The sequence below is a fragment of the Flavobacterium psychrophilum genome (assembly GCA_001708385.1).
GTDB classification, from domain to species: Bacteria; Bacteroidota; Bacteroidia; order Flavobacteriales; family Flavobacteriaceae; genus Flavobacterium; species Flavobacterium psychrophilum_A.
On record CP012388.1, the window covers coordinates 942,178 to 968,509 of the forward strand.

Below are 26,332 nucleotides of genomic sequence, written 5' to 3' on the forward strand. Positions count from 1 at the left end.
GCATTGTAAAGTTTGCGCAAACTTAATATTAATTATTGCAATGCAATGTTATGTAAACATTACCTTTGCGAAAATTTAAAGTTATGTCTAATATTTATATAGGATACCATTTTACAGTGGAACCGAGGGAGTTAGGTTCTGAAATACTTATTGCTGAATTGGGAGAGACTCCATTTGAAAGCTTCATTGAAACCGAAAATGGCTTCTCGGCCTATGTTCAGAAGGAATTCTGGACAGAGGACATATTGAATGACATTCAGATTTTTGAGTCGCCGGAATTTAAAATTGAATATACATTTGAAGAAATCGAACAGGTAAACTGGAACGAGGAATGGGAAAAAAACTTTGAACCTATAGATGTAGACAATACCTGTCGTGTACGTGCTCCTTTTCATGAAAAGAAAGATGTAACTTATGATATTGTCATAGAGCCAAAAATGAGTTTTGGAACTGGACATCACGAAACAACTTTCATGATGATTCAGCACCTGCTGGAAACAGATGTTGAGAATAAGAAAACACTGGATATGGGGTGCGGTACTGCTATTTTGGCTATCCTTGCCGAAATGAAAGGAGCACAACCAATCGATGCTATTGACATTGACAACTGGTGCTACCTTAACTCAATAGAAAATGCTGAGCGCAATAACTGTAAACATATCTCTGTTTACGAAGGTGATGCCGCTTTACTTAAAGGCAAAAGCTATGACGTTATTATTGCCAACATAAACCGTAACATTTTATTAAACGATATGCAACAGTATGTAGACTGCCTTAATAAGGACGGGATTCTATTATTGAGCGGTTTCTATGAAGAAGATATTCCGTTTATAGATGCTTCGTGTACTGAAAAAGGGCTTACCTTTGTAAAAAAATTTAGCAGGAACAATTGGGTTTCGCTAAAATATGTAAATTAGCATTTAGTTTAAGTTTTTGATTATGAGTACCCAGGAAGAAGTATTAGAAGAAGTATTAGTTGAAGAAGGCGTTTCCTTTAACAACGAAATAGTATTGTATAATGATGAAGTGAATACTTTTGATCACGTTATTGACACTCTTATACGTGTTTGCCGCCATACTGCAGAACAGGCAGAACAATGTTCTTTAATTGTTCATTATAATGGCAAATGCACTGTAAAAACAGGAGAATATAAGGAGCTTAAGTCTCAATGCACACAATTGCTTGAAGCCGGTTTAAGTGCCGAGATCATATAAAAGAAAAAAGGATGCCAATTGGCATCCTTTTTCTTATTACGTCAAATCAAATATTATTTTTCGTAAACATATTCTACAGATCCTGCAACTTCTATAGCAGTACCATTTGCGTCCCTGTCAGGATAAAATGAAACTACAGCGTTAGATCTCCATGTTAGCTCATCGCCAATTTTAGTAAACTCACGTGTTACAGTCTGATTGTTTTCAGTGTATGTAAGTGTGATAAGTGCGTTTTTAGGATCAGCAGCCGGCTCAACAGTGTAAACACCTGTTTTAGTTTCGGTTTCTCTACATCCTGCATTTCCATTCTGTACAAGAATTCCTGTAATTACATATTCAAATGTATTGTCTGCACGTAGCACGATTTTACCATTATCATAACAGTTAGACTCTTCGGTCTGGTCGATATGAGAAACACCATCCCTGTCAAAATCTGTAGCCCTAGGCGTGTTTACCTCGTCAAGGTTATAAGTACCTTCAATACGAGTGTTATCGTTGTTGTTTTCATTGTCATCATCACTACAAGAAGTGAATCCCAGGCCTGCAACTGCAAGCGTACATACTAATAAATTGATCTTTTTCATGTTCTTTAAAAATTAAATTAAGTGAATGTTAGTGAGTTCAAATCTATGCACGCATACTCTTAATAATATTCTAAAAACTTTAATTTAATGTTACTTTAACACACGTCTCAATATGAAAACCTTATAAATCTTTACTATTCAGTAGGATTAGTGTTTTTACAGATTTATTTCCGTTTCGGCAAAACACCGCAATATTTAACAGCTATTTTAACAGCGGCGGACACAATATTGAATTTATCGCAATGAAAACATTTAAACACTATTATGGCAGTTATATAATTTACATCGTTTGATATGCAATATTTTTCATTTTTTGGTAGTAATTGTATATTCGTAGCACTATTCTAAATCTAAATCCTAAGCTTTGATAAAAAAACTACTCTTTATATGCACTTTGCTGGCAACGCTCGCAGTTAATGCACAGGAACTGCCTCCTATCATTAAGTTTAGTTCGGGTAATTACAATGCCGGAAACCAAAACTGGATGATATCTCAGGATAACAGCCGTTTTATGTACTTTGCTAATAATGAAGGACTGTTAGAATATAATGGAATGTCATGGACCCTTTACCCCTCGCCTAACGAAACTATTGTACGTTCTGTAAAAGTTATAAATAAAAGAATTTATACAGGCTGTTATATGGAGTTTGGCTATTGGGACAGACAGTCAAATGGCTTACTAAAGTACTTCTCACTTAGCAAAGCTGTTAAAAATAAAATTCTTGACGACGAACAGTTTTGGAACATTGCGCAATACGATCGCTGGATTATATTTCAGTCATTAAGCCAGATTTTTGTTTACGACACAAAAGCGAAAAGTTACAACATAATAAAGCCACAATCTGGTGTAAACAAAGTTTTTACAGTTAGCAACAGGATATTGTACCAGACATTTGGAACCGGGCTTTACGAAATAGAAAACGGACGGAGCAGGTTGGTTAGTGCGCATCCTGTTATCATATCAAATAAAATAGTAAATATCTATGAAAGAAACGAAGGCCTTTTGCTTCAGACACAGTTTAACGGATTTTTTGATTACAATGATTCCGGCATAACAAAATGGAATACAGAAGCAGATGCCGAACTTATAAACAGCAGTATTTACAGCGGGCAAATGCTTAGCGATGGCAGCCTCGCTTTAGGCTCTGTATCTAACGGAGTATTTATCCTCGATACCAATGGACGTACGAAGCATCATATAACGCAGAATAAAGGCCTAAGCAACAACACAGCCCTCTCCTTATATGAAGACAAAGACAAAAACCTATGGATTGGCCTTGACAACGGTATTAACTGCATTAACCTTCAGTCTGCGGTGAAGAGTTTTGTAGACGACACCGGCTTTCTTGGAACTGTTTACACTTCAATCCATCATAACGGATTATTATACATAGGAACCAACCAGGGATTGTTTTATAAAACCTACGCAAGTAATGAAGATTTTAAATTTGTAGCCGGAACTAAAGGTCAGGTTTGGTCACTTTACACATATAAAGGCACTTTATTTTGCGGACACGATTCGGGTACCTACACTATAAACGGCAGCAGTTCACAGCATATATTTAATGCTTCCGGAACATGGAAGTTTGAAAGGCATCCATCTAACCCCGATATGCTCTTGCAGGGAAACTATCATGGCATTTCCGTACTCGAAAATACAGGAGGAACTTGGCAGTTTAAAAACTGGATTAAAGGTTTTGATTATTCCAGCCGTTATTTTGAAACAATGGGCAGGAATGATATTTATGTAAGCCACGAATACAAGGGCGTTTTTAGAATTGTTACTGATAATAACTATACTAAAGCCGTTAATTTTATAGCCTACAAATCGCCGACAAAAGGAAAAAACGCAAGCTTAGGGAAATTCAACAATAACATTTATTACGCATCTAAGGATGGTTTCTATAAAGTGAATCAAAAAACAAAGGCTTTTGAAAAGCAGCCTCAGCTATCTAGAGAGTTTCTGAAAGACGATTATACATCGGGTAAGCTCGCTACCGACAACTCAGAAAGATTATGGTTCTTTACTAAAAACTACATCAATTATTTTTCGGCAGGAAAACTCAATTCAGAATTAAAGCATAATATAATACCTATACCTTCTTCGCTCACTAACTCTATGCTGGGCTATGAGAATATAACACAGATAACTCCAAGCATCTATTTAGTAGGCACAACAGATGGCTATTATACTATTAACCTCAACGAACTTAACTTTAATACTTATAACGTTAGCATTACCAATGTTGCCACGAATGTTTTAAACCAAAACACAACTTCGCGATCTATAGCGACTGATGGCAGCTTTAAGTATAAAGAAAACAACCTCACTTTCACATTTACAGTTCCTGAATATAGTAAATATGTAAATGCTGAATTTCAATACCTTTTGGAAGGCATGCAGGACGAATGGAGCGAATGGAGCACAAGGTCTTTCATTAATTTTAAAAATCTGCCATCGGGCACTTATGTATTTAAAGTAAGGGCTAAAACAGGGAATTCTATGTCGGCAAATGTTGCGGAATATAACTTTACAATACTAAAACCCTGGTATGCAACAAACTTTGCGATGATCATATATTTTATCTTACTGCTTATATCTGCTTGGCTTATCAACCGTTCGTACAAAAACTACTACCACAGGCAGAAAGAAAAGCTGATCGAAGAAAACAACAGGCTGCTTGAAATTAAAGAACTGGAAAATGAGCAGGAGCTCATGAAAATTAAGAACCAGCAGCTTGAACAGGATTTTGAAAGCAAAAACAGGGAGCTTGCCGTCTCTACAATGAACCTTATTAAGAAAAATGAACTTTTATCTATGATAAAAGATGACCTTAAGAAGAACACCGAAGGTAATGAACGCAGCGTGAAATCTGTAATAACCACCATTAATAAAAATATAAACGAGGATGACACCTGGGATATGTTTAAAGAGGCATTTAATAATGCTGATAAAGATTTCCTGAAGAAGGTTAAAAAGGCACATCCGTTATTAACACCAAACGATTTAAGGTTGTGTGCGTACCTTAGGCTTAACCTTTCATCTAAAGAAATCGCGCCGCTACTTAACATTTCTGTTCGCAGTGTTGAGATAAAACGATATCGTTTGCGCAAAAAAATGGAGTTATCCCACGAATTAGGACTTGTTGAGTATATTCTTTCGATATAGCTAACTACATCAATCACCAATTTCACCTATACATTACCTATACAAAAGGGGTAATTACAAGGTTTTCGTAACTTTTTTATGTGTTGCAGAAATTCCTTAAAATGCTGTTAACACTGGCTTTAAGATGAAATTTTGATTTGGAACAAGATTAATTTAGAAATGTATATATTTTGTAGAGGTTAATTTTATTCTATTTAATTAATTGTGATATAATTTTAGATAATCACAAAAAACAATTTTATATGAAGTCAAAACTATTCTTGATTGCTTTTCTGCTGATATCTACTTTAGGCTTTTCGCAAAATGTAGAGATTAACGGTAAAGTAAATGAAGTGGCCACCGGACTGCCTATGCCCGGTGTAAATGTCACTGTAAAAAATTCTACAACAGGAACGGTAACAGACATGGATGGTAATTTTACCATATCGGCTCCATCGGGGTCTACCCTTGTTTTTACTTTTATCGGTTTTAAATCTAAAGAGGTTACCGTAACCGGCCCAAGTATGACGGTTAGCCTTGAAGAAGATTCACAAACTCTGGACGAAGTTGTAGTAATAGGTTACGGTACTCAAAAACGTAAAGAAGTTACAGGAGCTGTTAGCGTTGTAGACAGCAAAACACTTGATCAGCTGAAACCGGTTAAAGTGGAGCAGGCGCTTCAGGGTACAGTATCGGGTGTTAATGTAACTACACAGTCCGGTGCTCCGGGTGCAAACCTATCAATACGTATTAGAGGTATTGGTACTAACGGTAACAACGACCCAACAGTTATCGTAGATGGTTTTGTATTAAACAATCCTCAGGACCTTGGGCTTATGAACCCCAACGACATTGAGAGCATAACAGTACTTAAAGATGCCCAGGCAGCTATCTACGGTACTATTGGAGCTAATGGTGTTATCTTAGTAACAACAAAAAAGGGAAGAAAAAACAGCAAAACTTCATTCTCTTATAATACCTATACAGGTTTCCAAGAGACATCTAAGAAAATGAATCTTCTTAACGCTACTGAATATGCTCTTTTATTGAACGAGAGCTACGCAAACGGCGGAAAAGACATTCCTTTCCCTGACGTAAGCGGACTTGGCAAAGGTACCAACTGGCAGAGCGAAGTGTTTGACAAAGGTGCTGCCATTGTAAACCACGATTTTTCGGTATCAGGTGGTGGAGAAAAAATCACATACAGCTTGAGCGGTGCTCATATCGATCAGGATGGTATTGTGGGCGGAAACAAATCTAACTTTAGAAGAGATAATGCCCGTATTGCTTTAACAGCAGACCTTACTGATAAATTAAAGGTAAGCACAAACGTAATGTATACAGCGTTTAACAGAAGGGCGTTTAATGAGAACGTATTGGGATCTGTATTATTTAATGCTATCAATACACCTTCTATTTACAAGCCTTTTGATGCGGATGGTAATTTTACAAGACTACCTAGTGGGAATGCAAATCCGGGAAGTAATCTTGGTATTGAAATCATTAACCCTCTTGAGCAGATAGACAACACTTACAACAACTACAATTTCAAAAAAATAAGTGGTACAGTAAACGTTGACTATGAAATCATTAAAGACCTTGTTGTTACAAACCGTATTGGTTTTAACAGCCAGAACGCAAGAGAACGTGTTTTTAATAAGTTAGTGGATTATGGAGGAGGTAAAGTATTCAATAATTTACGCAGCAGCGTTAATCAGAATGCTTTCCAGGACAACGATTATACTTACGATTTATATGCTACATACAAAAAATCACTAAATGAGGCACACAATTTTACAATAACCGGTGGTATGACGGTATTCCAGTCACGCGGAGAAGGTTTGTATGCTACAGGATTTGATGTACCTAATAATGATGTGAAATTTGCAGACATAAACCTTACAACAGGCATAGCACCATCTAAAAATGTTGGATCGTACAAATATGATGAAAGAAGGCTTTCACAATTTGCACGTATACAATATGATTACAAGGGCAGGTATTTATTATCCGGTATGCTAAGGAGAGATTCATCAACAAAATTCGGCCCTAATAACCGTGTTGCATATTTCCCTTCGGTAACAGGTGGTTGGATCATATCTGACGAAGCATTTTACGGACAGCCAAAGTCTGTGAGCTTTGCCAAACTTAGAGCTAGTTACGGTGTTCTTGGTAACGATACAGGTTTTGGAAACAACCCTTATTTAGGACTGCTAAATGGAGAAGGTGCCTATGTGTTTGATGGCACAATCGTTACCGGAATAGCGAGTGGTGCACTTGCCAATCCGGACATTAGGTGGGAAGAAGCGAGAAAATTTGATGTCGGTTTAGATTTAAGACTAGCAAATGATAAGTTAGAGTTTAACGCTGATTACTTTATTGACACGCGTGCTGACCTATTAATTCCGCAAATTCCAATTTCAGGTATTATAGGAACTAATGGCCCGGGTGGATTAAACCCTACCCGTAACGCAGGTAAAGTACAAAACAAAGGTGTGGAGCTAGCTCTTACTTATACAGACAAAATTGGAGACGATTTTAACATCCGCGCAAGCTATAATGTAACCTTCCTTAAAAACGAAGTACTTGAAGTAAATAACGGTACAGGATTTATAGAAGGCGGAAGTTTTGGTGTAGGGCAACCGGCAGTTACCCGAATGGAAGTAGGACAGCCCATTGGTTATTTCTATGGATATAAATCTGACGGCATATTCCAAAACCAGGCAGAAGTGATTGCTCATCCTTCTCAAACCGGACTTGGTGCAGCAGCACAACCGGGAGATATAAGATACATGGATACAAACGGCGATGGTCAGCTAACAGCTGCTGACAGAGTTAAGCTTGGCGATCCTATTCCGGACGCGACAATGGGCTTTAACCTGCAATTGGGTTACAAAGGTTTTGACCTCGCTGCCTATGCCTTTGCTTCTATAGGAAATGATATGATGAGAAACTATGAACGTACTACTACAGATGTTAACAGGTCTAACTACGTTTTAGACAGATGGCATGGAGAAGGTACAAGCACTACAGTACCAAGAGTAACAACAGGTGCAACAACAAACAATATATTCTCTGATTATTTTGTTGAAGATGCGTCATACCTTAGAATTCAAAATGTACAACTAGGTTATACGATTAATGAAGATTTCACTAAGAGGGCTGGTATCACAAAAATAAGGCTGTATGCAGGTGTTAACAACCTTTATACATTTACCAAATACAGAGGATTTGACCCTGGAGCAAGCAGTGGCGGGCCACTATCGTCAGGTATAGACTTTGGTTTCTACCCTATTCCAAGAACGTATCTAGTAGGTTTAAATCTAAATTTCTAAAACAATGAAAAGAACAATTATAAAAGCTATTCTGGCTTTCAGCATCATAACAACACTTTCTATATCTTGCAGCGACGAGTTTGTAGAAAGAGAGGCTATCTACTCTATTGACTCCGATAACTACTTCAACTCAGAAGAAGAGTATTACAGAGCACTTGTAGGCGCCTATGATATATTACAATCTACCTATGTAAATGTTATTTTAGGAGAAATAGCATCAGACAACACAGCTTCGGGCGGTGGTGATGCGAATGACGTTATAGGGTGGCAGCAGGTAGATGAAATGATTCACACACCTGTAAACTCTAACATTAGAGATGTATGGAACTGGATGTTTGCCGGTGTAAACAGGGCGGCATACATTCTTGAGTTTAAAGACAAAACCGATTTTGAAGGTAAAGCACAAATTATTGCTGAGGCTCGCTTTTTACACGCTTACTACAATTTTGAACTTTTAAAATGGTTTGGTGGAATACCTCTAAAAGAAGATGCAAGATTTAAATTAGGTGATGAACTTATAATTCCAAGAGCTTCTGTTGAGGAGGTATATGCATCTATAGAAAAAGATCTATTGCTTGCTATTGCAGATCTAAATCCGGTTGCGCCACAGGTGGGCAGGATAACAAAAGGAGCTGCACAGTCATTACTTGGTAAAGTATACCTTTATCATGGAGCAACAGTTCCTGCTAAGTATGCCGATGCGGCTGCAATGCTGGATCAGGTAATTGGAGACGGAAGATATTCCCTAAAAGAAGGTGCAGATTACCTGAATCTTTTTGAAGAATCTGCTGAAAACGGAACCGAGTCTGTTTTTGAAATACAATATACAGATGTAGAAGGTGCCGGTTTTGGATGTCTTCAATGTAGTGAAGGTAACGTAGCTGTTGGTTTTAGCGGACCTAGAAGTTACGAAGGCCCTAACTTTACATCAGGATTCAGTTTTAACGTTCCCACTAAAGAAGCAGCAGCAATATTTGAAACAGGTGATAACAGAAAAGCTGTAACTATTCTTGATATGACAGACTGTGGATGTACTTACACCCCGGGCTATAAAGACACAGGTCTTTTCAATAAAAAATACATACCAAGACTAAGAAGAGATGAGGCAGCGGGAGATCGTAACCTTACCAACCCTAACAACTACCGCGCTATACGCTATGCAGATGTATTACTTATGGCTGCTGAGGCATTTAGCCGTTCGGGAAATAATGCTAAAGGAAGACAGTATGTAAACGAAGTTATTGAAAGAGCATATGGTAATACCAATAACAATCTTACGACTGAAAGTGGCGATGCATTAACTAATGCTATTCTTGAAGAAAGAAGAAAAGAGTTATTTGGAGAAGGCCACAGGTTCTTTGACCTTGTTAGGACAAAAACTGCTAAAGATAATATTGACAAGTTCCAGGAAAACAAAAACGAACTGTTCCCTATTCCTCTTGAAGAAATACGTTTTTCTAATGACAACTGGAAACAAAATCCAGGATACTAAACTAAACAATTATGAAAAAACTTAAAATACTCTTAACCTTTATTCTTGCTACCGCCATCTTTGGATGTGAGGTAGATGAGAATGATAGTCTTGACAACGTGTCAAACGGTCAGGCTCCGTCAAATATATCGGCATTGTTTACTATTACACAAGACAATTCCGGACTTGTTACCATTGCCCCGACGGGCGAAGGTGTAGGTAGCTTTGATGTATTCTATGGTGATGCTACTACCGAAGCAGGTAAAGTTCTTGCAGGTAAAAACATTACACATAAATATGCAGAAGGCGAATATGTGGTAAAAATTGTGGGTAAATCTGTAAATGGTAAAACAGCAGAATTTACGCATAACCTTAGCGTATCCTTTAAAGCTCCTGAAAACCTTAACGTTACCGTGGCGCCAGTCGCGGGAGATGCTTTCTCTATAAATGTTTCTGCAAAAGCAGACTTTGAATCTTTCTTTGAAGTATGGTTTGGCGAAAGTGAAGATGAAATGCCTGTACAATTTAACGAAGGACAGACTATCAAGCATACGTACGCTGCTATAGGTACATATGAAGTTAGAGTTGTCGCTTACAGTGGAGGTGTTGCAACATCTGAAACTACAGAAACGGTAACCATAATTAACCCGTTATTACTGCCGATAAACTTTGAGAACAGTACTTTAAATTATGCTTTCATTGATTTTGGAGGCACTGCAACAAGTGTTGTAGATAATCCGCATAGCGAAGGTATCAACACAAGTACAAAAGTTGGTAAGCTTATAAAAAACCCAGGTGAAGTATGGGCGGGAGTAGCTTTACAGCTAGACGAAATACTTGACTTTTCTGTGAAGAATAAGATTAGGATGAAAGTTTGGTCTCCGGCAGTAGGAACACCTATCATAGTTAAATTTGAAAATGCAGGTAATGCAGATATTAAACATGAAAACCAGCAGTTAACATCTGTTGCGAATCAGTGGGAAGAACTTACTTTCGATTTTTCCGACATCGATCTTACACAGGAATTCTCTAAACTTGTATTGTTCTTTAATTACGGGACATCAGGTTCTGGTCAAACTTATTACTTTGATGATATCGTTCAGACAGCAAGTTCAGACGCTCTTGTATTCCCTTTAACTTTTGAATCTTCAACACTTAATTACGGATTAGTTCCGTTTGAAGGTGCTGCTACAGAAATTATCAACAATCCGGATGCGTCAGGAATCAATACTTCTTCAAAAGTAGTTCAGTTCTTTAAAGCACAGGGAGCAAAAACCTATGCAGGTGTTGCTATCACGCTTGAATCTGTAATTGACTTTTCTACACAAAAGAAAATGAAGATTAAAGTATGGTCGCCAGCCGCCGGCAAAACGATCCTACTTAAGTTTGAAGATGGTCCAAATGCCAACCCTATAGAAAAAAGTGCTGTTACAACAGTAGCCGAACAGTGGGAAGAATTAACGGTTGATTTCAGCGACATTAATACTGCTGTGAACTATCAGAAAGTTATTGTTTTCTGCGACTTTGGTGTTGATGGTACCGGTACGACTTATTACTTTGATGATATAAAACAATCAAACTAAACATGAAAAAGAATTTAAAAAATATAGCGAAGTTCCTAATGCTGCTTGTACTTGTAAGCAGCTGTCAGGACGACGATAAGAAGTTTGGCGATCTGGTAACGCCAACAAACCTGACAATAACTTACGAATTAGTAGGTAAAGATGCGGAAAACCCTGACGGAGACGGAACCGGTAAAGTAGCGCTTAAAGCAGTTGCAGATAACGCTACAAGCTACAAGTTCTTTTTTAGCGACGAGACATCGGAAAACTCACCAACAGGTGAATTTACCAAACAGTTCACTAAAAATGGCGTAAACACCTATACTGTTACAGCAGTGGCTTACGGTACAGGAGGTAATTCTACATCAACTTCTATAGAGGTTACCGTTTTAAGTACGTTCTCAGATCCTGAAGCTGTTCAGTTCTTAACCGGTGGTACAACAAAAACGTGGTACTGGTACGCTTCCAAGCAAGGGCATTTAGGTGTAGGTCCTACTGAATCTGCAAATCCTGCAGACCTTTACGTCCCTAAACATTATGCAGCTGCGCCATTCGAAAAATCAGGTGCAACTTGTTTCTATGAGGAAAAACTTGTTTTCACGCTTGATGGAGATGCTATACGTTACAACCTGAACACTAACGGAAGTGTATTCTTTAATGCTGCTTACAACAGTGTTGGTGGAAGCAGTGCTCCGGATGACCAATGTCTTCCTTACGATACTTCGGCTACAAAAACTGTAAACTTAGGTCCATCAACTTCCGGACTTCCTGTAGATAAAACAACCGGTACAACAATGTCATTTACCGATGGCGGATTTATGGGTTACTACGTTGGCGCGACTAGCTATGAGATACTTAAAATAACTGATACAGAACTTCATGTAAGAACTATAATGGGTAACGACCCTACCCTTGCATGGTATCATATCTTTACTACCAAAACAATTGAGGAACAACAAACTGCAGGCGAGCCAAATTATACTGCGCTTAAGTTCTCAGACGAGTTTGATGTAGACGGTGCTCCGGATGCTTCTAAATGGACTGCTGAGATTGGTAACGGAACTGACGGTTGGGGTAATAATGAGCTTCAATATTACAAAGCTGAAAACGCAGTTGTACAAAATGGAATCCTAAAAATTACTGCTAAGAAAGAAGCTACCAGCGGTTTCCAGTATTCTTCTGCACGTTTAATTACGCACAATAAATTTGACTTTACCTACGGCAAAGTAGAAATTAGGGCCAAACTTCCTAAGGGTGTGGGTACATGGCCTGCACTATGGATGCTGGGGTCTAATTTTGATGAGCCAGGGAAAGGATGGCCTGTGTGTGGTGAAATAGATATTATGGAACACGTTGGTAAAACCCAAAACCATATACTAGGTACACTGCATATGCCTGGAAATTCCGGAGGTAACGGAATTAGTGGAGGAACAACTGTAGCAGGAGTTTCTGAAGATTTCCATATTTATACATTAGTATGGAGTCCTACTAAGATAACCTGGTCAGTAGATGGTACTGTATTCCACTCTTACAATAACACTGCTTCAACGCCATTTAACTCTGATTTCTTCATGATATTAAATGTTGCAATGGGCGGAAACCTTGGAGGCCCTGTAGATGCTAATTTTACAGAATCTTCTATGGAGGTAGACTATATCAAAATCTACCAATAATAAACAAAACACATCTTTTCTGAAATTCACTATTACCGATAGACGGAGTCCTGTTTTAAAACAGGACTCCTACTCTATTGGCTTTTTTAAAAAATTATAATGAAATATAATTTACCAAAATATATGCTTCCGGCTTTGCTGGCGCTCGCTTTGGGCTGCAGTACCGTAAAAAAGGATATAGCATCATCTCCAAAAAACAAAACTGCTATAGACCGTAAAGTAGATTCATTGCTTAGCCTTATGACCCTTGAAGAAAAAGTGGGTCAAATGAATCAGTACAACGGTTTCTGGAATGTAACCGGACCGGCGCCTAAAGATGGCTCGGCCGCAAAAAAATATGAACATCTTAAAAAAGGATGGGTAGGCTCTATGCTTAATGTAAAAGGTGTAAAAGATGTAAAAGCATTACAAAAAATTGCCGTAGAACAAACCAGGCTGGGTATACCCGTTATATTTGGCTATGACGTTATTCACGGATACAAAACCATAAGCCCTATTCCCCTTGCAGAAGCTGCAAGCTGGGATCTGGAAGCAATTCAAAGATCGGCAGAGATTGCAGCAGCAGAGTCTGCCGCATCAGGTTTAAACTGGACATTTGCCCCAATGGTAGATGTATCGCGCGATGCCCGCTGGGGCCGTGTTATGGAAGGCGCAGGCGAAGATACTTATCTTAACAGTGTAATTGCTGTTGCACGTGTAAAAGGCTTTCAGGGCAACCTGGGCGAATTTAGCCTTGCAGCATGTGTAAAACACTTTGCCGGCTATTCTTTTGCTGAAGCCGGTAAAGATTATAATACTGCAGACATGAGTCATAATACATTACACAACGTTATCCTGCCTCCTTTTAAGGCAGCAGCCGATGCGGGTGCACTTACGTTTATGAACTCGTTTAACGATATAGATGGTATTCCTGCCACAGGAAATACGTATTTACAAAGAGATATACTTAAAAGAGACTGGAATTTTGAGGGCTTTGTAGTGTCTGACTGGGGCTCTATGGGCGAAATGGTTGGGCATGGCTATGCTAAAGACCTTAAGCAGGCTGCTGAAATGGCTGCCAACGCAGGTAGCGATATGGATATGGAATCGTCGGGATATATTGAGCACCTTGCTGCACTTGTACGCGAAGGCAAAGTATCTGAAGACAAAATAAACGATGCGGTTCGCCGTATACTTAAGGTAAAATTTCAGTTAGGATTATTTGATAATCCTTACAAATACTGTGATGAAGCACGTGAAGCAGCTACAGTTGGCAAGAAAGAATTCCATGATGGTGTTCTGGACGTTGCTAAGAAATCAATAGTACTGCTTAAGAACGAAAAGAACCTGCTTCCATTAAAAAAACAGGGACAAAAGATAGCTGTTATTGGTGCATTAGCAAATGATAAAACGAGTCCGTTAGGAAGCTGGAGGATTGGTGCCGACGATAATACCGCTATATCTGTACTCGAAGGGTTACGCGAGTATAAAGGCAACCAACTGACCTATGCCAAAGGTGCCGACGTAGTTGTTGGAGATCCTCAGTTTGTTGTAGAAACTAAAATAAACATGACCGATAAAAGCGGCTTTAACGAAGCGGTAAACGCAGCCAAGGGTGCTGATGTGGTTATTATGGTACTGGGAGAACATGGCCTGCAAACAGGCGAAGGCCGTAGCCGCGCCGACCTGGCGCTACCGGGCGTTCAGCAGGAACTTTTAGAAACGGTTTATAAAGCAAACCCTAATATTGTATTAGTGCTTACTAACGGAAGGCCATTAGTTATTCCATGGGCAGCTAAAAATGTTCCTGCTATTGTAGAAGCATGGCACCTTGGTACACAAAGCGGTAATGCCATTGCACAGGTTTTGTATGGCGATTATAACCCAAGCGGTAAACTACCAATGACATTTCCAAGAGCTGTCGGGCAATTGCCGATGTATTACAATCATAAATCTACCGGAAGGCCTGGTGGCGACACCCCTACCGAGAGCGTATTCTGGTCGCACTATGGTGATATTGATAACTCTCCCCAATACCCTTTTGGGTACGGTTTAAGTTATGCGAAGTTCGAGTATTCTAACCTGAAACTTAGCAGTAATTCGCTAAATCCTAATGGAAAAATAACGCTGAGTGTTAGCGTAAAGAACAATAGTGCTGTCGACGGAAAAGAAGTTGTACAGCTTTATATACGCGATCTGTTCGGATCGGTAACACGACCGGTAAAAGAGCTTAAAGGTTTTGAACTTACCGAGATTAAAGCAGGGCAAACAAAAACAGTAAGCTTTACTATTGACGAAAAGATGCTTGAGTTTTATACTGCCAATGAGAAATGGGAAACTGAGCCCGGCGATTTTAAAGTATTTGTAGGCACTGATTCTGCTACTAAAATGGAAGCTTCGTTTAGCTATTCAAAATAATATACCCTATGAAAAAAATATCCTTACTATTATTACTGGCGGGAGTTGTTGGCTCTGCACAGGTAAAAAAAGGCAAACTGGTTTGGGAAGAAAACTTTAAAGGTAAAGCCCTCAATGAGAAGGTGTGGAACTTTGAACTTGGCGATGGATGCCCTAACGTATGCGGATGGGGTAATAATGAACGCCAGCTGTATACAACGACCAACCATACAATAAAAGGCGGTAAACTTATTATTACAGCCAAAAAAGAAGGTGATAAATATACTTCTACCCGTATAACGACAGCAGGTAAAAAGGAGTTTAAATATGGTTATATGGAAGCCAGGGCAAAAGTACCTACCGGGCATGGTATATGGCCTGCATTCTGGATGCTTGGATCTAACATTAAACAAGCCGGATGGCCTTTAAGCGGAGAAATAGATATAATTGAATATATAGGCCGCGAGCCGCATATTGCGTACACTACCCTGCATACAAAAGCCAATCATGGCGATAATGCAAGTTCTAAAAAAACACCAATAGAAGATATTGAAGAAGGCTTTCACACGTATGGTGCGAACTGGACTCCTGAATATATTGAATTTTTTATAGACGATAAGTCGGTTTATAAATTCGAACCAAAAGATAAATCTGTCGAAGTGTGGCCTTTTGACCAGCCCTTTTACTTTATAGTAAATATGGCTGTAGGCGGCAACTTTGGCGGCCCTAATGTAGACGACACTATATTTCCACAGGAGTATATAATCGATTACATTAGAGTGTATGATAATTAAACAATTTCATTGTTGTAGGTTAGTTAATCGTAAAAGGGGGCTTTGCAAGGGCCCTCTTTTTTTATGGTTGAGTAAAAACAAGAATCCCGTTACAGTTATTGTAACGGGATTCTTGTTTTGTATAGGAGACTCACATCTCAAATCTATTATCTATAAAATTAGCTTTCTTCCTCATCATCTCCGGTAATCTGCCCTTCTTCTATCTGTGCACCTGCGTAAAGCAATGTGCCATCTTTTTTAAGGCTATAGCTTTTATCCTGCTGAAGTGTCCAATGTTTGTCTTTGTAAGGTGCTCCTTTTTTCTCTCGCGTAAGCAGTATCGACTTGGTGTTATCCGGAAGGAAAAGCTCTGCCCTGTTACCATCTTCTTCAAAAACTATAAAAGCACTTTTGGTAATGCTTTCGCCCTGTAGTTCGTCAATAGAATTAAGACGGTAGCCTTCCTCAACAGCCCTGATACACTCTTTACGCAACAGCGACCATCTGTAACCTGCCGAAGTAACGCAGCCATTAGCATCTTTAGTTGTACCAAGAACCACATTTTTATTGGTATCAACCTCAACATCATCATCCTTACGGTCTTTTAATATCTGGTCGCAGGAAAACAAGGAAAATCCCAGGACAGAAAGCAAAAGCAGTTTTTTCATGACTAAATTTTATTAAAGGGTAACTAAAGTACAAAAAATATTAATACGGCTTAAAGTCGTATAAAACCGTTTCACCTTTTTCGAAAGATACACTTCCATCTTCTTCAATAAAATATTTCAGCAACACTTCACCCCAACGCAGGCCATTCGAAAAATCGGCAATAACCCAACGGTGATTAAGTACTTTTACTTTAGCAATTGTAAATACCCTGCCATCCATCGCCGGATATCCTACTAAAGGATTACCAGCTGCATTCGTATTCTGTTTGTAGATAGCATCCCTTACCTTGATTGCAATAGCATTAACGTCCTGACCCTGAAAATAGGCCTTGGCGTTGTCGTTATTTTCAAGCGTAAAATAATTATCAGAACCCATCTTTTCTTTTTCAGCCTTAATGCTGTCTTTAGCAGTTTTTACGTTAGCCTGCATCTTCTCGATACGTTCGTTCTCATACTTTTGCTTGTTGGTAAAGAACATGTATGTAAACACGTTTATAAGCAGCGAAAAAATAAAAAGGTATAGAAAAAGACTCTTTTTCATTTGTACAAAGGTTATATAGTTATTTGTAAATTATCGTACGCCAAAAATACATTATTCGGCAGCTTTTCCTGCACTTCTGCATGAAATCCCATAAGATGGCTAATATGAGTAAGATAAGACCTTTCGGGCTGTATTATATTTATAAAATCTATGGCTTCCTGAAGGTTAAAATGAGTATTGTGAGGCTCTTCACGCAATGCGCTTACCACAAGGACCTTTACCCCTTCAAGCTTTTCAATTTCAGATGGCGCTACCGTTTTAACATCGGTCAGGTAGGCAAAATCGCCAATCCTGTACCCAAAAATATCAAGGCTGCCGTGCATTACACCTATCGGCACCACGGTTTGCCCTGCAAGCGTAAACGCTTCATTTTCCTTCACTTCGTTTACATGTACCGATGGAGCACCCGGATAGCGGTCTTCTTCCTCAAATATGTACTCAAAACGTTGTTTAAGACTTTGAATTACACGTTTGTGGGCATAAATAGGCATATCGCCCTGTCGAAAAACAAAAGGGCGTATATCATCTATACCGGCAGTATGGTCTGAATGTTCGTGGGTAAAAAGTATACCGTCAAGTTTTGTGCAGTGGCTGGTAAGCATCTGCTGGCGGAAATCGGGACCGCAATCTATTAGGTATGAGGCATCGCCCCACTGTATCCATACAGATACACGCAGGCGTTTATCGCGCTGGTCGCTACTAAGGCAAACCGGATGGGTGCTACCTATTACCGGAATGCCCTGTGATGTTCCCGTACCTAAAAACCAAACTTTCAAAACAGGGTCATTTTTTTACAAAAATAACATTATTTGTTTTATAAAACGTAGTGTTTTCCTAACTTTGCAACATATCATTTCCTGCTATGAAATTAAACGATGACGACATAACCCTAAAGGGCGACAGGGTAATTGAACACGTGCCTTCTATAAAAGATAAAGCACTGCGCATAAACCTGAACGAAAACATTTACGGAACCTTTTCTGAGATAGGGGCCGGACAGGAAACAGTCCGCCACTTCTTTAGGTCCGGGGGGTCATCGGGAACCATAGCAAAAGCGATGTCTGCTTACGACAAAGACTTTAGTGATGCTATTTACGGCACCGAAGAAGACGGGCGCTACGTTACCGAAAGCCGCCTTAAAAAAATGCTTAGCCACGAGGTACGAATTATTGAAAGCAGGCTGAAACGCGACAAACACCCAAGCAAAGTATTTTTTAGCTACGCCAACACGGTTGCTACCATAGATTTTGCCAAACAATTTAAAGGCCACGGCTGGGTAGGACTTAAATACCAGGTTGAGCCGGACGAAGATTACAACGAAATTATTCTGCACATACGTTTTAAGGAAACCGATGCCCGCCTTCAGCAGGAAACGCTTGGTATTTTAGGTGTAAACCTTATTTACGGTGCATTTTATAAATACAACGACCCAAAGAAGCTTTTACGTTATCTGTATGACCACCTTGACAAGGATCAGCTGGAAATTGATACCATCAATTTCTCAGGACCGCGCTTTGCCGATGTAGACAACAGGCTAATGAGCCTTCAGCTGGTTAAAAACGGCATGACCGATGCGGTAATGTTTGACCCTAGCGGACATAACGTATTGCCTGCTGCCATGCTTTATAAGAAAAACATTCTTGCTTTAAGAGGTAGTTTCCGTCCTGTTACAAAAGTAAACATGGACATGTATGAGAAATCATACAAAATGTTCCTTGAAGAAAATAAGGTAGATAAGGATAAAGCCCTTGTAGTTTTTGAAATCACGCTTTCTAACCTTCGTTCGGAAGGTGAAATCGATGAGCGTGACTTTATGGACCGTGCCGAGCTGCTTTGCTCTTTAGGCCAAACTGTAATGATATCTAACTTCCAGGAATATTACAAAGTAGTTGAATACTTCTCAAGCTATACTAAAGCCCGTATGGGTCTGGCGATGGGTGTAAGCAACCTTGTTGATATTTTCGACGAGAAATACTACCGTCACTTAAGCGGGGGAATTCTTGAAGCTTTCGGTAAGTTATTTTACCGTGACCTTAAGGTATTCTTGTATCCAATGAAGGATGAAGAAGGAACAGTAATTGATTCTGAAAACCTTAAAGTACACCCAAGGATGAAAGAGCTTTACAAGTTCTTTAAATTCAACGGAAAAGTAATTGATATTGCAGAAGTTGATCCTAATAACCTTGACATTTTCTCCCGTGAGGTACTTAAAATGATAAACAAAGGCAAATCGGGATGGGAAGAAATGCTTCCGCCGGGTATTGCAGAAGTTATAAAACAGAACCATTTGTTTGGTTATGATCCTAAGAAATTAGTAGAGCAGTCTTAACAGACTGCTCTTTTGCTTTTATACTAATTGTAAATAGCTGCCAGTTGCTGAGCGAAATCGGCGAACTTTAGCTTTCCGTAATTGTTGGCTTTGTCAGCATAATACAGGTCCCATATTTTACCATCAGCGATAGACCTACCCATTTCGGCAAAGTTTTCTGCCATGTGCTGAGAGAAACCTCCCTGTACTATGCCTTGTTTTACTTGGTCGTCAGTCAGCACTACCCACGGTAGGTCGGGATTACCAAAAGCAGCACCTAATGTACTAGCCAGTTCACCTCCGGTAAGTTCATCGCTTACTACATACTGAATTGCTTTTCCGTTAAACGATTTTGCATCCAGTGCTTCGGCAGCAGCATCGGCAATATCATGCGGGTGTGTCATAGCGATAACTGTTGACGCGTCAAAGTTGTTACCCATAAAACCCATTCTCTTAATCATGTTTATACTACCATGCTGATTGGTGTAAAACATTCCCGGGCGAAGATGCAACACGTTTACATCCTCCAATTGGTTAAGCCTTCCTTCAGAATAAAAGAACGCACTTGACGGGCCGTTACCTTCGGGACTCTGTGCCCCTATCCCACTCAGGTTTGCTACATATTTAACTCCTGTAGCTTCAATAGCACGTGCGTAGATATCAGAAAGCTTTTTCATTTCTCCCTTAAGATCGTCCGTCTGAGAATTTGGCGGAATCATTACATATACTGCATCTGCATCAGTAAAAGACTTCACTACAAAATCGTAATCGTATAAAGAACCTACTGCCGGAGTTGCGCCAAGTTCTTCAATAGCCGCTGCTTTTTCAGCATTATGCGTTATAACGGTAACGGCATGTCCTTTTTTTACTAGTTGTTCTGTGAGTCTTTTGCTTATGTTACCCAACGAACCTGTAACTGTTATTTTCATTTGTTTTAAATTTTAATTAATGATACAACAAATGTATATTTGTACTTACTTTTATACAAGTACTTACCCTAAAGTATGTATCATGACACAGATTAAAGAAAGTTCTACTATACAGGAAAACAAACGTTTTGCCCATGAGGAATGTCCTGTAACATATGTTATGGAAAAGATAGGCGGCTACTGGAAGCCAATTATTTTATTCCACCTGCTTACCGGGGCGAAAAGATACGGAGAATTGCGTAAGGCAATCCCTTCGATCACCGAAAAAATGCTGATTCAGCACCTGAAACAACTGGAAAATGATAATCTGGTTTTACGAACAGCATTACCTGTTGTTCCGCCGCATGTAACCTACTCGTTGACCGAGATGGGACAGGCTTTGGGTCCTGTTTTATATGGTATGGGCGAATGGGCTATTAAAGACAGCGTTGCAAACAACAAACCTTACTTTAAAGATTTGAAGGATTTTCCAAAAGTATCATAAATCAACATTAAAAATGATCAACAAAACAATCGGTATTATGGGTGCTATGCCTCAGGAAATAGATGGTGTAATTGCATTGCTTAAAAATCCGGTTCGTAGAACAATCGGTATGCGGGCATATACATCGGGTACTATCAATGGGATTAATGTAGTGGTTGTGTTTTCCCGCTGGGGAAAAGTTGCAGCGTCAGCAACAGTAGCGACACTTATCCATGTTTTTAATGTAACTGAAGTTATTTTTACCGGTGTTGCAGGTGCAATTGATGCTACTCTGAATATTGGCGACATAATAATTGCTAAAAGGCTTTACCAGCATGATATGGATGCACGTCCGCTTATGCAGCAGTTTGAAATTCCGCTATTGGGAAAAACATTCTTTGAGTGTGACCTACCAGAAATTGAAAGAGCCAAAGAAGCAATACGTCCACTTATCATTGATAAAACCTTAACCGAAATTGTAGGTGCTGAAGTATTCGCAGAATTTGGTATCAACACCCCTAACCTATATATTGGCGATATTGCCAGCGGTGATCAGTTCTTTGCCAACAATGACCAAAAACTAAAACTCCACAGCAACATGCCAACAATACTTTGCGTAGAAATGGAAGGCGCTGCGGTGGCTCAGGTATGCTTTGAACACAAGGTTCCCTATACTATTATCAGGACAATATCTGATGCTGCCGATGACACATCGCATATTGATTTCCCTAAGTTTATTGAGAAAATATCCAGTAAATGTTCGGTGAGTATTATAGAGCGTTTATTGGCAAGTTAAACCCAGCCATTATTAAAAGCTTTACTTAAAATTTCGCTTGTAGATTTAGCCTTTGTTTTCCTGAGCATATTTTTACGGTGAGAGTCAACAGTATGTTTGCTTATGTGAAGCAATTCACTTATTGCAGTACTGTTCATTCCCTGGGCCAGTTTACGCAGTATATCTTTCTCCCGCCTTGTAAACATTGGCTTTACAGCTTTAAAGATATCCTTTACATCTACATTGTAGTAAGACGGTTCTCCTTCCAGGCCTATAAATGACAACACCAGAAGTATATCTTTTTTAAGATGGCTAATATCAGTATTAATAACAAAGGTGCGTACATTATCTGCATCATGCTGAATAATTACAAATTGGTTAAGTATCCTTACATAACTACCATCTGCTTTTTTAAGTCTGAAATCATTCTGCACTTTGTAACGGAATAATCTTTCTCCCGAAATACTATTAAAAAAAGATGTTATGGCAGATTCGAAGTTAAGGTAGTACGGCAGATCTTCGGGATGCATCAGGCTTCCCAAAAACGGAAGGTTTATATCTCCCGGTTTATATCCAAGCAGCTTTTCTACTTCGGGGCTTATTAATTCGATCATACCTTTGCGCACGTTAACAATAAGGTAATAATAGTCTCCTACATGAAAGATATCCAGTAGTTTCTTTTGTTTGCTAATATCAAACGCAGAATCTTTAATTCGCTCATTCTTAGGTATGATACCCCAAATTTTTTGTAGCTCATCATATGCATTCAGTTCCATATTATCTTTGGTTACGATGCACTAAAATAATCAAATTAATACAATTCTAAAATAGGTGTAATTACCTGATTTACATCTGATAGTTCCACAAAAAAAGGAAGCTTGCGCTTCCCTTTGTGTTATTTCAATATCTGAGCCGTGTGCTCTTTGGTTTTTACCGCAGTGATAACCTCATCTATAATTCCGTTTTCATCGATTACAAATGTGGTACGGTTGATGCCGTCAAACAATTTACCCATAAATTTTTTAGGACCCCATACGCCAAAAGCATTAATAACACTCTTGTCTTCATCGGCCAAAAGTGGGAACGGAAGTTCATATTTTTCTTTAAACTTTGTCTGCTTTGCCTGACTGTCGGCGCTAACGCCTAAAAGTTCGTAATTCTGCGTCTGGAAGCGGTGGTAATTATCCCGAAGATCGCATGCTTCGGCGGTGCACCCCGGTGTGCTGGCTTTCGGGTAAAAGAAAACTACCAGTTTTTTACCTTTATAATCTGCTAATGTATGTGTTTTGCCATCCTGGTCAACTACTGAAAAATCAGGTGCTTTATCTCCTTTTGTAAGTGTTGTCATAAGTGTATATTTGTAAAGCTAAATATACTTAAATATGACCAAAGCGCAAAAGGTACAGTTCGTAATGGACACCCTTGACGAAATATACCCAACTATCCCTATCCCTTTAGATCATAAAGACCCTTACACATTGTTGATTGCCGTACTAATGAGCGCCCAGAGTACCGACGTTCGTGTGAACCAAATTACACCACTGTTATTTGCAAAAGCAGATAATCCATACGATATGGTAAAGCTGACAGTAGAAGAAATAAGGGAAATTATAAAACCGGTTGGGCTTTCTCCGATGAAGGCCAAAGGCATACACGGACTTTCGGAAATATTAATAGATAAGCATAACGGAGAGGTTCCGCAGAGCTTTGAAGCTTTGGAAGAACTGCCTGCTGTAGGTCATAAAACGGCAAGTGTGGTAATGAGTCAGGCATTTGGCGTACCGGCATTTCCCGTAGATACCCATATTCACAGACTAATGTACCGCTGGGGATTTACCAATGGTAAAAATGTAGTGCAGACCGAAAAAGATGCTAAACGTTTATTTCCGGAGGAAAAATGGAATGAACTTCACCTACAGATCATCTGGTACGGACGCGAATACTCTCCTGCGCGGGGCTGGGATCTTAAAAAAGACATCATCACCGCAACTATAGGACGAAAGTCGGTACTTGAAGAATATGAAAATAAAGTGCATAAAAAAACCTCCCGTTAATTGACGGGAGGTTTTTCTTTAATTAGCAATATTCTCGTATGTTCCGTTAGACGTTTTAACTACTTTCAATGCTTTAGAGTAGCTAAGAATAAAATCTATAGTTTCTTTTTTTGGTAACATTTGCGGAACTGCTAATTTCTTTTTAGAGTAAAGTTTTGCCATGAATAGATTGTTATGTTTTCTATACAACGCAAAGCAGCAAGGCAATATTGTTTAATTCGTCAAAATTATTTTATTTTTTTCTATAACTTTTCTCAGGTTCATAAGGGCATACCTCATCCTCCCAAGAGCTGTGTTGATGCTAACCCCAGTCATATCGGCTATTTCCTTAAAACTAAGATCCTGGTAAATTCTCATTTGCAGCACTTCTTTCTGGTCATCCGGAAGTTCTTCAATAAGCCTTTGCAGGTCGCTTTCAACCTGTTCTGTAATTATCCTGTTCTCAATATTCGGGCTATTATCGGTCATGATAGAAAATATAGAAAACTCTTCCGTTTCGCGGAACATTGGCATTTTCTTGTTTCTCCTGAAATGGTCTACTATAAGGTTGTGCGAAATACGCATTACCCACGGCAGGAATTTACCCTCCTCGTTATATGAGTTTGACTTTAGTGTTTTTATCACTTTAATAAAAGTATCCTGGAAGATATCGTCAGCAATATCCCTGTCAGTTACCTTAGAATAGATAAAACCGTAAATTTTTGATTGGTGTCTGGTAATTAATACAGAAAGAGAGTTTTCGTCTCCATCTACATAGTTTTTAACCAGAACAGCGTCGGGGATTACAACATTAGCCATAGCAAATACTTTTTAAGTGTTTCTTGAATTTGGTTTCGATAAAACAGAACTTTATAGGTTCTTTAAAAAGTATTTTTTTGTATAGGCGATGTTAATTTTGAATTAATTATAAGCCAAATATAATATAAATAAAATTTAAAATGCAATAGCTAATTTAAATTTTAACATAATTTGCACAATATATCGCCAAACTCAGCATATTCTGAAGTGTTTTGAGGATATCACAATAAGATTGTTAAACTATTCGTTCCCTGTGTTTTAGCTTATACAAAATTTTAGTAATCCTTTCCTTAACAGTTTCTTTACGTTTAGCAGAAAAAATATACTGTATGCAGGTACGCTGCTCCCATTGCTTATAGCTTTTAAAGATCTCGAGTACATTTTCCTCTGCTAAGATCTGCTTAAAATCGTCAGGTATCTCGAAGACGCTATTATCTTTATATAATGTAACATGCACATAATCGCTTTCCTCCTTGCCAATTGCTTTACGTATCTCAGCCTTAACCGCCATAATAAGATTTCCGTTACTATACGGCATAAGGCTCACACCACTTATTTTATAACCATCAATCGTACCTTTAACCTTAACAGCACCAAAGGCAGCTTCTTTATCTTTCGCAATTTCAGGCAGGGCAACATACGTCCACCCGCCTTTTCCGGGAAAGCGTTCCAGTTGATATTCCTTATCGGTCAGTAACTCTTCCACTATATAAAATCAAAATTAACAATACTGCCCATTTGCGAAATTCGTATAGTTCTTCCCATCACAAGCGCGCTGTTGTCCTCCGAATGCCCCGATGGAAACCCAAAGTACACCGGGCAGTTAAAATGTTCCAGAGTGATCTCCTGATACGTTTTACCAAACGGAATGGTAGAATCTTTTATATCTATCATATCACCAACAATAACAGCTTTAAGGTTGACTAGTTTACCCGCTCTTTTAAGCGCTATAAGCATACGGTCATAATGATATAGATACTCGTCAATATCCTCTATAAATAATATTTTATCAGTTGTATCAATATCCGATGCAGAACCAACAACCGCATATAGTATAGATAGGTTACCTCCTACTAGCGTGCCTTCAACAGTACCGCCTGCCCTGTTTTCAGGCTGAGCCGGAATACTATAATTCAGGCTTTCGCCGAAAAGTGCTGTTCTTATCGTCGCAGAAGATTCCGCGTTGCTTTTCGGTATCCCCTGTAACATAACGGAATGTAAAGATTGTATTCCAAAATTATGCACGTGGCAGTGCAGCAGCGTAATATCGCTATAGCCAACCAGCCATTTAGGTTTGGCTTTAAGTGCCGTCCAGTCAATACTATCTATTATACGTAACGTACCGTAGCCGCCTTTTGTAAAAAAGATAGCCTTTATAGACGTATCATCCAGCATTTTCTGAAGATCGGCGAGACGTTGTTCATCTGTTCCCGCAAGGAAACCATCGGTTTTAAAGGCGTTTCGCCCCAATACAGGTTCCAGCCCCCAGCTTTTAAGCAGGGCAAGTCCGTCGTTTATTTCGTGCGGCTCACAACGTTTTGCTGTACTTACAATACCGACCTTATCGCCGGGTGAAACGTATGGTGGTGTAATATACTTATACGTTTCCTCTAAAATTTGAGAGTCGCTTTTCTGCTTAATTTTGATAATTGCGGTGAA

At 39.0% G+C, this 26,332-nt stretch carries 22 protein-coding genes and 1 pseudogene; 13 read left to right on the forward strand and 10 right to left on the reverse strand.

Annotation, left to right across the window (positions count from 1 at the left end; genetic code table 11):
- Nucleotides 1–83: 83 nt before the first annotated feature.
- Complete coding sequence (locus tag ALW18_03980) at nt 84–917, forward strand: ribosomal protein L11 methyltransferase (protein ID AOE51747.1); 834 nt, start codon at nt 84–86, stop codon at nt 915–917.
- A gap of 22 nt (nt 918–939) precedes the next feature.
- Nucleotides 940–1,215, forward strand: a complete 276-nt coding sequence (locus ALW18_03985; protein AOE51748.1) for a Clp protease ClpS — start codon at nt 940–942, stop codon at nt 1,213–1,215.
- 53 nt (nt 1,216–1,268) lie between these two features.
- On the opposite strand, the gene ALW18_03990 is transcribed toward ALW18_03985, so the two are convergent.
- The gene (locus tag ALW18_03990; protein ID AOE51749.1) at nt 1,269–1,799 is read right to left on the reverse strand and encodes a hypothetical protein; all 531 of its coding nucleotides are present in this window, start codon (nt 1,797–1,799) and stop codon (nt 1,269–1,271) included.
- A 367-nt stretch (nt 1,800–2,166) separates the two neighbouring features.
- On the opposite strand from ALW18_03990, the gene ALW18_03995 reads away from it, so the two are divergent.
- The 7 genes and pseudogenes from ALW18_03995 (at nt 2,167) to ALW18_04025 (ending at nt 16,158) form a co-directional block, all read left to right on the forward strand.
- Nucleotides 2,167–4,968: a LuxR family transcriptional regulator gene (locus ALW18_03995; protein AOE54301.1), complete on the forward strand. Its 2,802-nt coding sequence runs from the start codon at nt 2,167–2,169 to the stop codon at nt 4,966–4,968.
- Between the two features lie 242 nt (nt 4,969–5,210).
- Complete coding sequence (locus tag ALW18_04000; protein AOE51750.1) at nt 5,211–8,282, forward strand: hypothetical protein; 3,072 nt, start codon at nt 5,211–5,213, stop codon at nt 8,280–8,282.
- A gap of 4 nt (nt 8,283–8,286) precedes the next feature.
- On the forward strand, nt 8,287–9,774 hold the full coding sequence (locus ALW18_04005) for a hypothetical protein (GenBank protein ID AOE51751.1): 1,488 nt from the start codon (nt 8,287–8,289) through the stop codon (nt 9,772–9,774).
- A gap of 629 nt (nt 9,775–10,403) precedes the next feature.
- Nucleotides 10,404–11,336, forward strand: a pseudogene (locus ALW18_04010) (hypothetical protein).
- 2 nt (nt 11,337–11,338) lie between these two features.
- Nucleotides 11,339–12,988, forward strand: a complete 1,650-nt coding sequence (locus tag ALW18_04015; protein ID AOE51752.1) for a hypothetical protein — start codon at nt 11,339–11,341, stop codon at nt 12,986–12,988.
- 99 nt (nt 12,989–13,087) lie between these two features.
- Nucleotides 13,088–15,385, forward strand: a complete 2,298-nt coding sequence (locus ALW18_04020) for a beta-glucosidase (GenBank protein AOE51753.1) — start codon at nt 13,088–13,090, stop codon at nt 15,383–15,385.
- Between the two features lie 8 nt (nt 15,386–15,393).
- A complete protein-coding gene (locus ALW18_04025) occupies nt 15,394–16,158 on the forward strand; it encodes a laminarinase (GenBank protein ID AOE51754.1) in 765 nt (254 codons plus the stop codon).
- Nucleotides 16,159–16,316: 158 nt separating this feature from the next.
- Here ALW18_04025 and ALW18_04030 read toward each other — a convergent pair whose 3' ends face one another.
- Genes ALW18_04030 through ALW18_04040 form a run of 3 tightly spaced genes read right to left on the reverse strand, consistent with a single transcriptional unit; the run spans nt 16,317 to nt 18,122 of the window.
- On the reverse strand, nt 16,317–16,805 hold the full coding sequence (locus ALW18_04030; protein ID AOE51755.1) for a hypothetical protein: 489 nt from the start codon (nt 16,803–16,805) through the stop codon (nt 16,317–16,319).
- A gap of 40 nt (nt 16,806–16,845) precedes the next feature.
- Nucleotides 16,846–17,346, reverse strand: coding sequence for a hypothetical protein (locus ALW18_04035; GenBank protein AOE51756.1), 501 nt, complete (start codon nt 17,344–17,346; stop codon nt 16,846–16,848).
- Nucleotides 17,347–17,357: 11 nt separating this feature from the next.
- Complete coding sequence (locus tag ALW18_04040) at nt 17,358–18,122, reverse strand: beta-lactamase (GenBank protein ID AOE51757.1); 765 nt, start codon at nt 18,120–18,122, stop codon at nt 17,358–17,360.
- An 86-nt stretch (nt 18,123–18,208) separates the two neighbouring features.
- On the opposite strand from ALW18_04040, the gene ALW18_04045 reads away from it, so the two are divergent.
- Nucleotides 18,209–19,675, forward strand: a complete 1,467-nt coding sequence (locus ALW18_04045) for a nicotinate-nucleotide adenylyltransferase (protein ID AOE51758.1) — start codon at nt 18,209–18,211, stop codon at nt 19,673–19,675.
- Between the two features lie 23 nt (nt 19,676–19,698).
- Here ALW18_04045 and ALW18_04050 read toward each other — a convergent pair whose 3' ends face one another.
- Nucleotides 19,699–20,583 (reverse strand): hypothetical protein, encoded by an 885-nt coding sequence (locus ALW18_04050; protein AOE51759.1) that lies wholly within the window; start codon nt 20,581–20,583, stop codon nt 19,699–19,701.
- A gap of 82 nt (nt 20,584–20,665) precedes the next feature.
- Here ALW18_04050 and ALW18_04055 point away from each other — a divergent pair, with 82 nt between their 5' ends.
- Both ALW18_04055 and ALW18_04060 read left to right on the forward strand, forming a co-directional pair.
- Nucleotides 20,666–21,067, forward strand: a complete 402-nt coding sequence (locus tag ALW18_04055) for a transcriptional regulator (protein ID AOE51760.1) — start codon at nt 20,666–20,668, stop codon at nt 21,065–21,067.
- Between the two features lie 13 nt (nt 21,068–21,080).
- Nucleotides 21,081–21,842, forward strand: a complete 762-nt coding sequence (locus ALW18_04060; protein AOE51761.1) for a 5'-nucleosidase — start codon at nt 21,081–21,083, stop codon at nt 21,840–21,842.
- On the opposite strand, the gene ALW18_04065 is transcribed toward ALW18_04060, so the two are convergent.
- Together ALW18_04065 and ALW18_04070 are read right to left on the reverse strand one after the other, a co-directional pair.
- A complete protein-coding gene (locus ALW18_04065) occupies nt 21,839–22,351 on the reverse strand; it encodes a hypothetical protein (protein AOE54302.1) in 513 nt (170 codons plus the stop codon). The two genes, ALW18_04060 and ALW18_04065, sit on opposite strands and share 4 nt — an antisense overlap.
- Nucleotides 22,352–22,716: 365 nt before the next feature.
- Complete coding sequence (locus ALW18_04070; GenBank protein ID AOE51762.1) at nt 22,717–23,169, reverse strand: thiol peroxidase; 453 nt, start codon at nt 23,167–23,169, stop codon at nt 22,717–22,719.
- 34 nt (nt 23,170–23,203) lie between these two features.
- On the opposite strand from ALW18_04070, the gene ALW18_04075 reads away from it, so the two are divergent.
- Nucleotides 23,204–23,875: an endonuclease III gene (locus ALW18_04075; GenBank protein AOE51763.1), complete on the forward strand. Its 672-nt coding sequence runs from the start codon at nt 23,204–23,206 to the stop codon at nt 23,873–23,875.
- A 213-nt stretch (nt 23,876–24,088) separates the two neighbouring features.
- On the opposite strand, the gene ALW18_04080 is transcribed toward ALW18_04075, so the two are convergent.
- From ALW18_04080 to ALW18_04090, 3 genes are all read right to left on the reverse strand, one after another.
- Nucleotides 24,089–24,673: an RNA polymerase subunit sigma-24 gene (locus tag ALW18_04080; protein ID AOE51764.1), complete on the reverse strand. Its 585-nt coding sequence runs from the start codon at nt 24,671–24,673 to the stop codon at nt 24,089–24,091.
- Between the two features lie 235 nt (nt 24,674–24,908).
- Nucleotides 24,909–25,379 (reverse strand): hypothetical protein, encoded by a 471-nt coding sequence (locus ALW18_04085; protein ID AOE51765.1) that lies wholly within the window; start codon nt 25,377–25,379, stop codon nt 24,909–24,911.
- Nucleotides 25,379–26,314: a peptidase S66 gene (locus ALW18_04090; GenBank protein AOE54303.1), complete on the reverse strand. Its 936-nt coding sequence runs from the start codon at nt 26,312–26,314 to the stop codon at nt 25,379–25,381. Before ALW18_04090 ends, ALW18_04085 begins: the two co-directional genes overlap by 1 nt.
- Nucleotides 26,315–26,332 lie beyond the last annotated feature (18 nt).

Excerpts from the sequence above, each read along its gene's own strand:
- ALW18_03980 (AOE51747.1), top strand. The coding sequence starts at position 84 with ATGTCTAATATTTATATAGGATACCATTTTACAGTGGAACCGAGGGAG.
- ALW18_04070 (AOE51762.1), bottom strand. The coding sequence starts at position 23,169 with ATGACAACACTTACAAAAGGAGATAAAGCACCTGATTTTTCAGTAGTT.
- ALW18_04075 (AOE51763.1), top strand. The coding sequence starts at position 23,204 with ATGACCAAAGCGCAAAAGGTACAGTTCGTAATGGACACCCTTGACGAA.
- ALW18_04025 (AOE51754.1), top strand. The coding sequence starts at position 15,394 with ATGAAAAAAATATCCTTACTATTATTACTGGCGGGAGTTGTTGGCTCT.
- ALW18_04050 (AOE51759.1), bottom strand. The coding sequence starts at position 20,583 with ATGAAAATAACAGTTACAGGTTCGTTGGGTAACATAAGCAAAAGACTC.
- ALW18_04015 (AOE51752.1), top strand. The coding sequence starts at position 11,339 with ATGAAAAAGAATTTAAAAAATATAGCGAAGTTCCTAATGCTGCTTGTA.
- ALW18_04065 (AOE54302.1), bottom strand. The coding sequence starts at position 22,351 with ATGCATCCCGAAGATCTGCCGTACTACCTTAACTTCGAATCTGCCATA.
- ALW18_03990 (AOE51749.1), bottom strand. The coding sequence starts at position 1,799 with ATGAAAAAGATCAATTTATTAGTATGTACGCTTGCAGTTGCAGGCCTG.
- ALW18_04020 (AOE51753.1), top strand. The coding sequence starts at position 13,088 with ATGAAATATAATTTACCAAAATATATGCTTCCGGCTTTGCTGGCGCTC.
- ALW18_04000 (AOE51750.1), top strand. The coding sequence starts at position 5,211 with ATGAAGTCAAAACTATTCTTGATTGCTTTTCTGCTGATATCTACTTTA.
- ALW18_04055 (AOE51760.1), top strand. The coding sequence starts at position 20,666 with ATGACACAGATTAAAGAAAGTTCTACTATACAGGAAAACAAACGTTTT.
- ALW18_04035 (AOE51756.1), bottom strand. The coding sequence starts at position 17,346 with ATGAAAAAGAGTCTTTTTCTATACCTTTTTATTTTTTCGCTGCTTATA.
- ALW18_03985 (AOE51748.1), top strand. The coding sequence starts at position 940 with ATGAGTACCCAGGAAGAAGTATTAGAAGAAGTATTAGTTGAAGAAGGC.
- ALW18_04060 (AOE51761.1), top strand. The coding sequence starts at position 21,081 with ATGATCAACAAAACAATCGGTATTATGGGTGCTATGCCTCAGGAAATA.
- ALW18_04005 (AOE51751.1), top strand. The coding sequence starts at position 8,287 with ATGAAAAGAACAATTATAAAAGCTATTCTGGCTTTCAGCATCATAACA.
- ALW18_04045 (AOE51758.1), top strand. The coding sequence starts at position 18,209 with ATGAAATTAAACGATGACGACATAACCCTAAAGGGCGACAGGGTAATT.
- ALW18_04080 (AOE51764.1), bottom strand. The coding sequence starts at position 24,673 with ATGGCTAATGTTGTAATCCCCGACGCTGTTCTGGTTAAAAACTATGTA.
- ALW18_04030 (AOE51755.1), bottom strand. The coding sequence starts at position 16,805 with ATGAAAAAACTGCTTTTGCTTTCTGTCCTGGGATTTTCCTTGTTTTCC.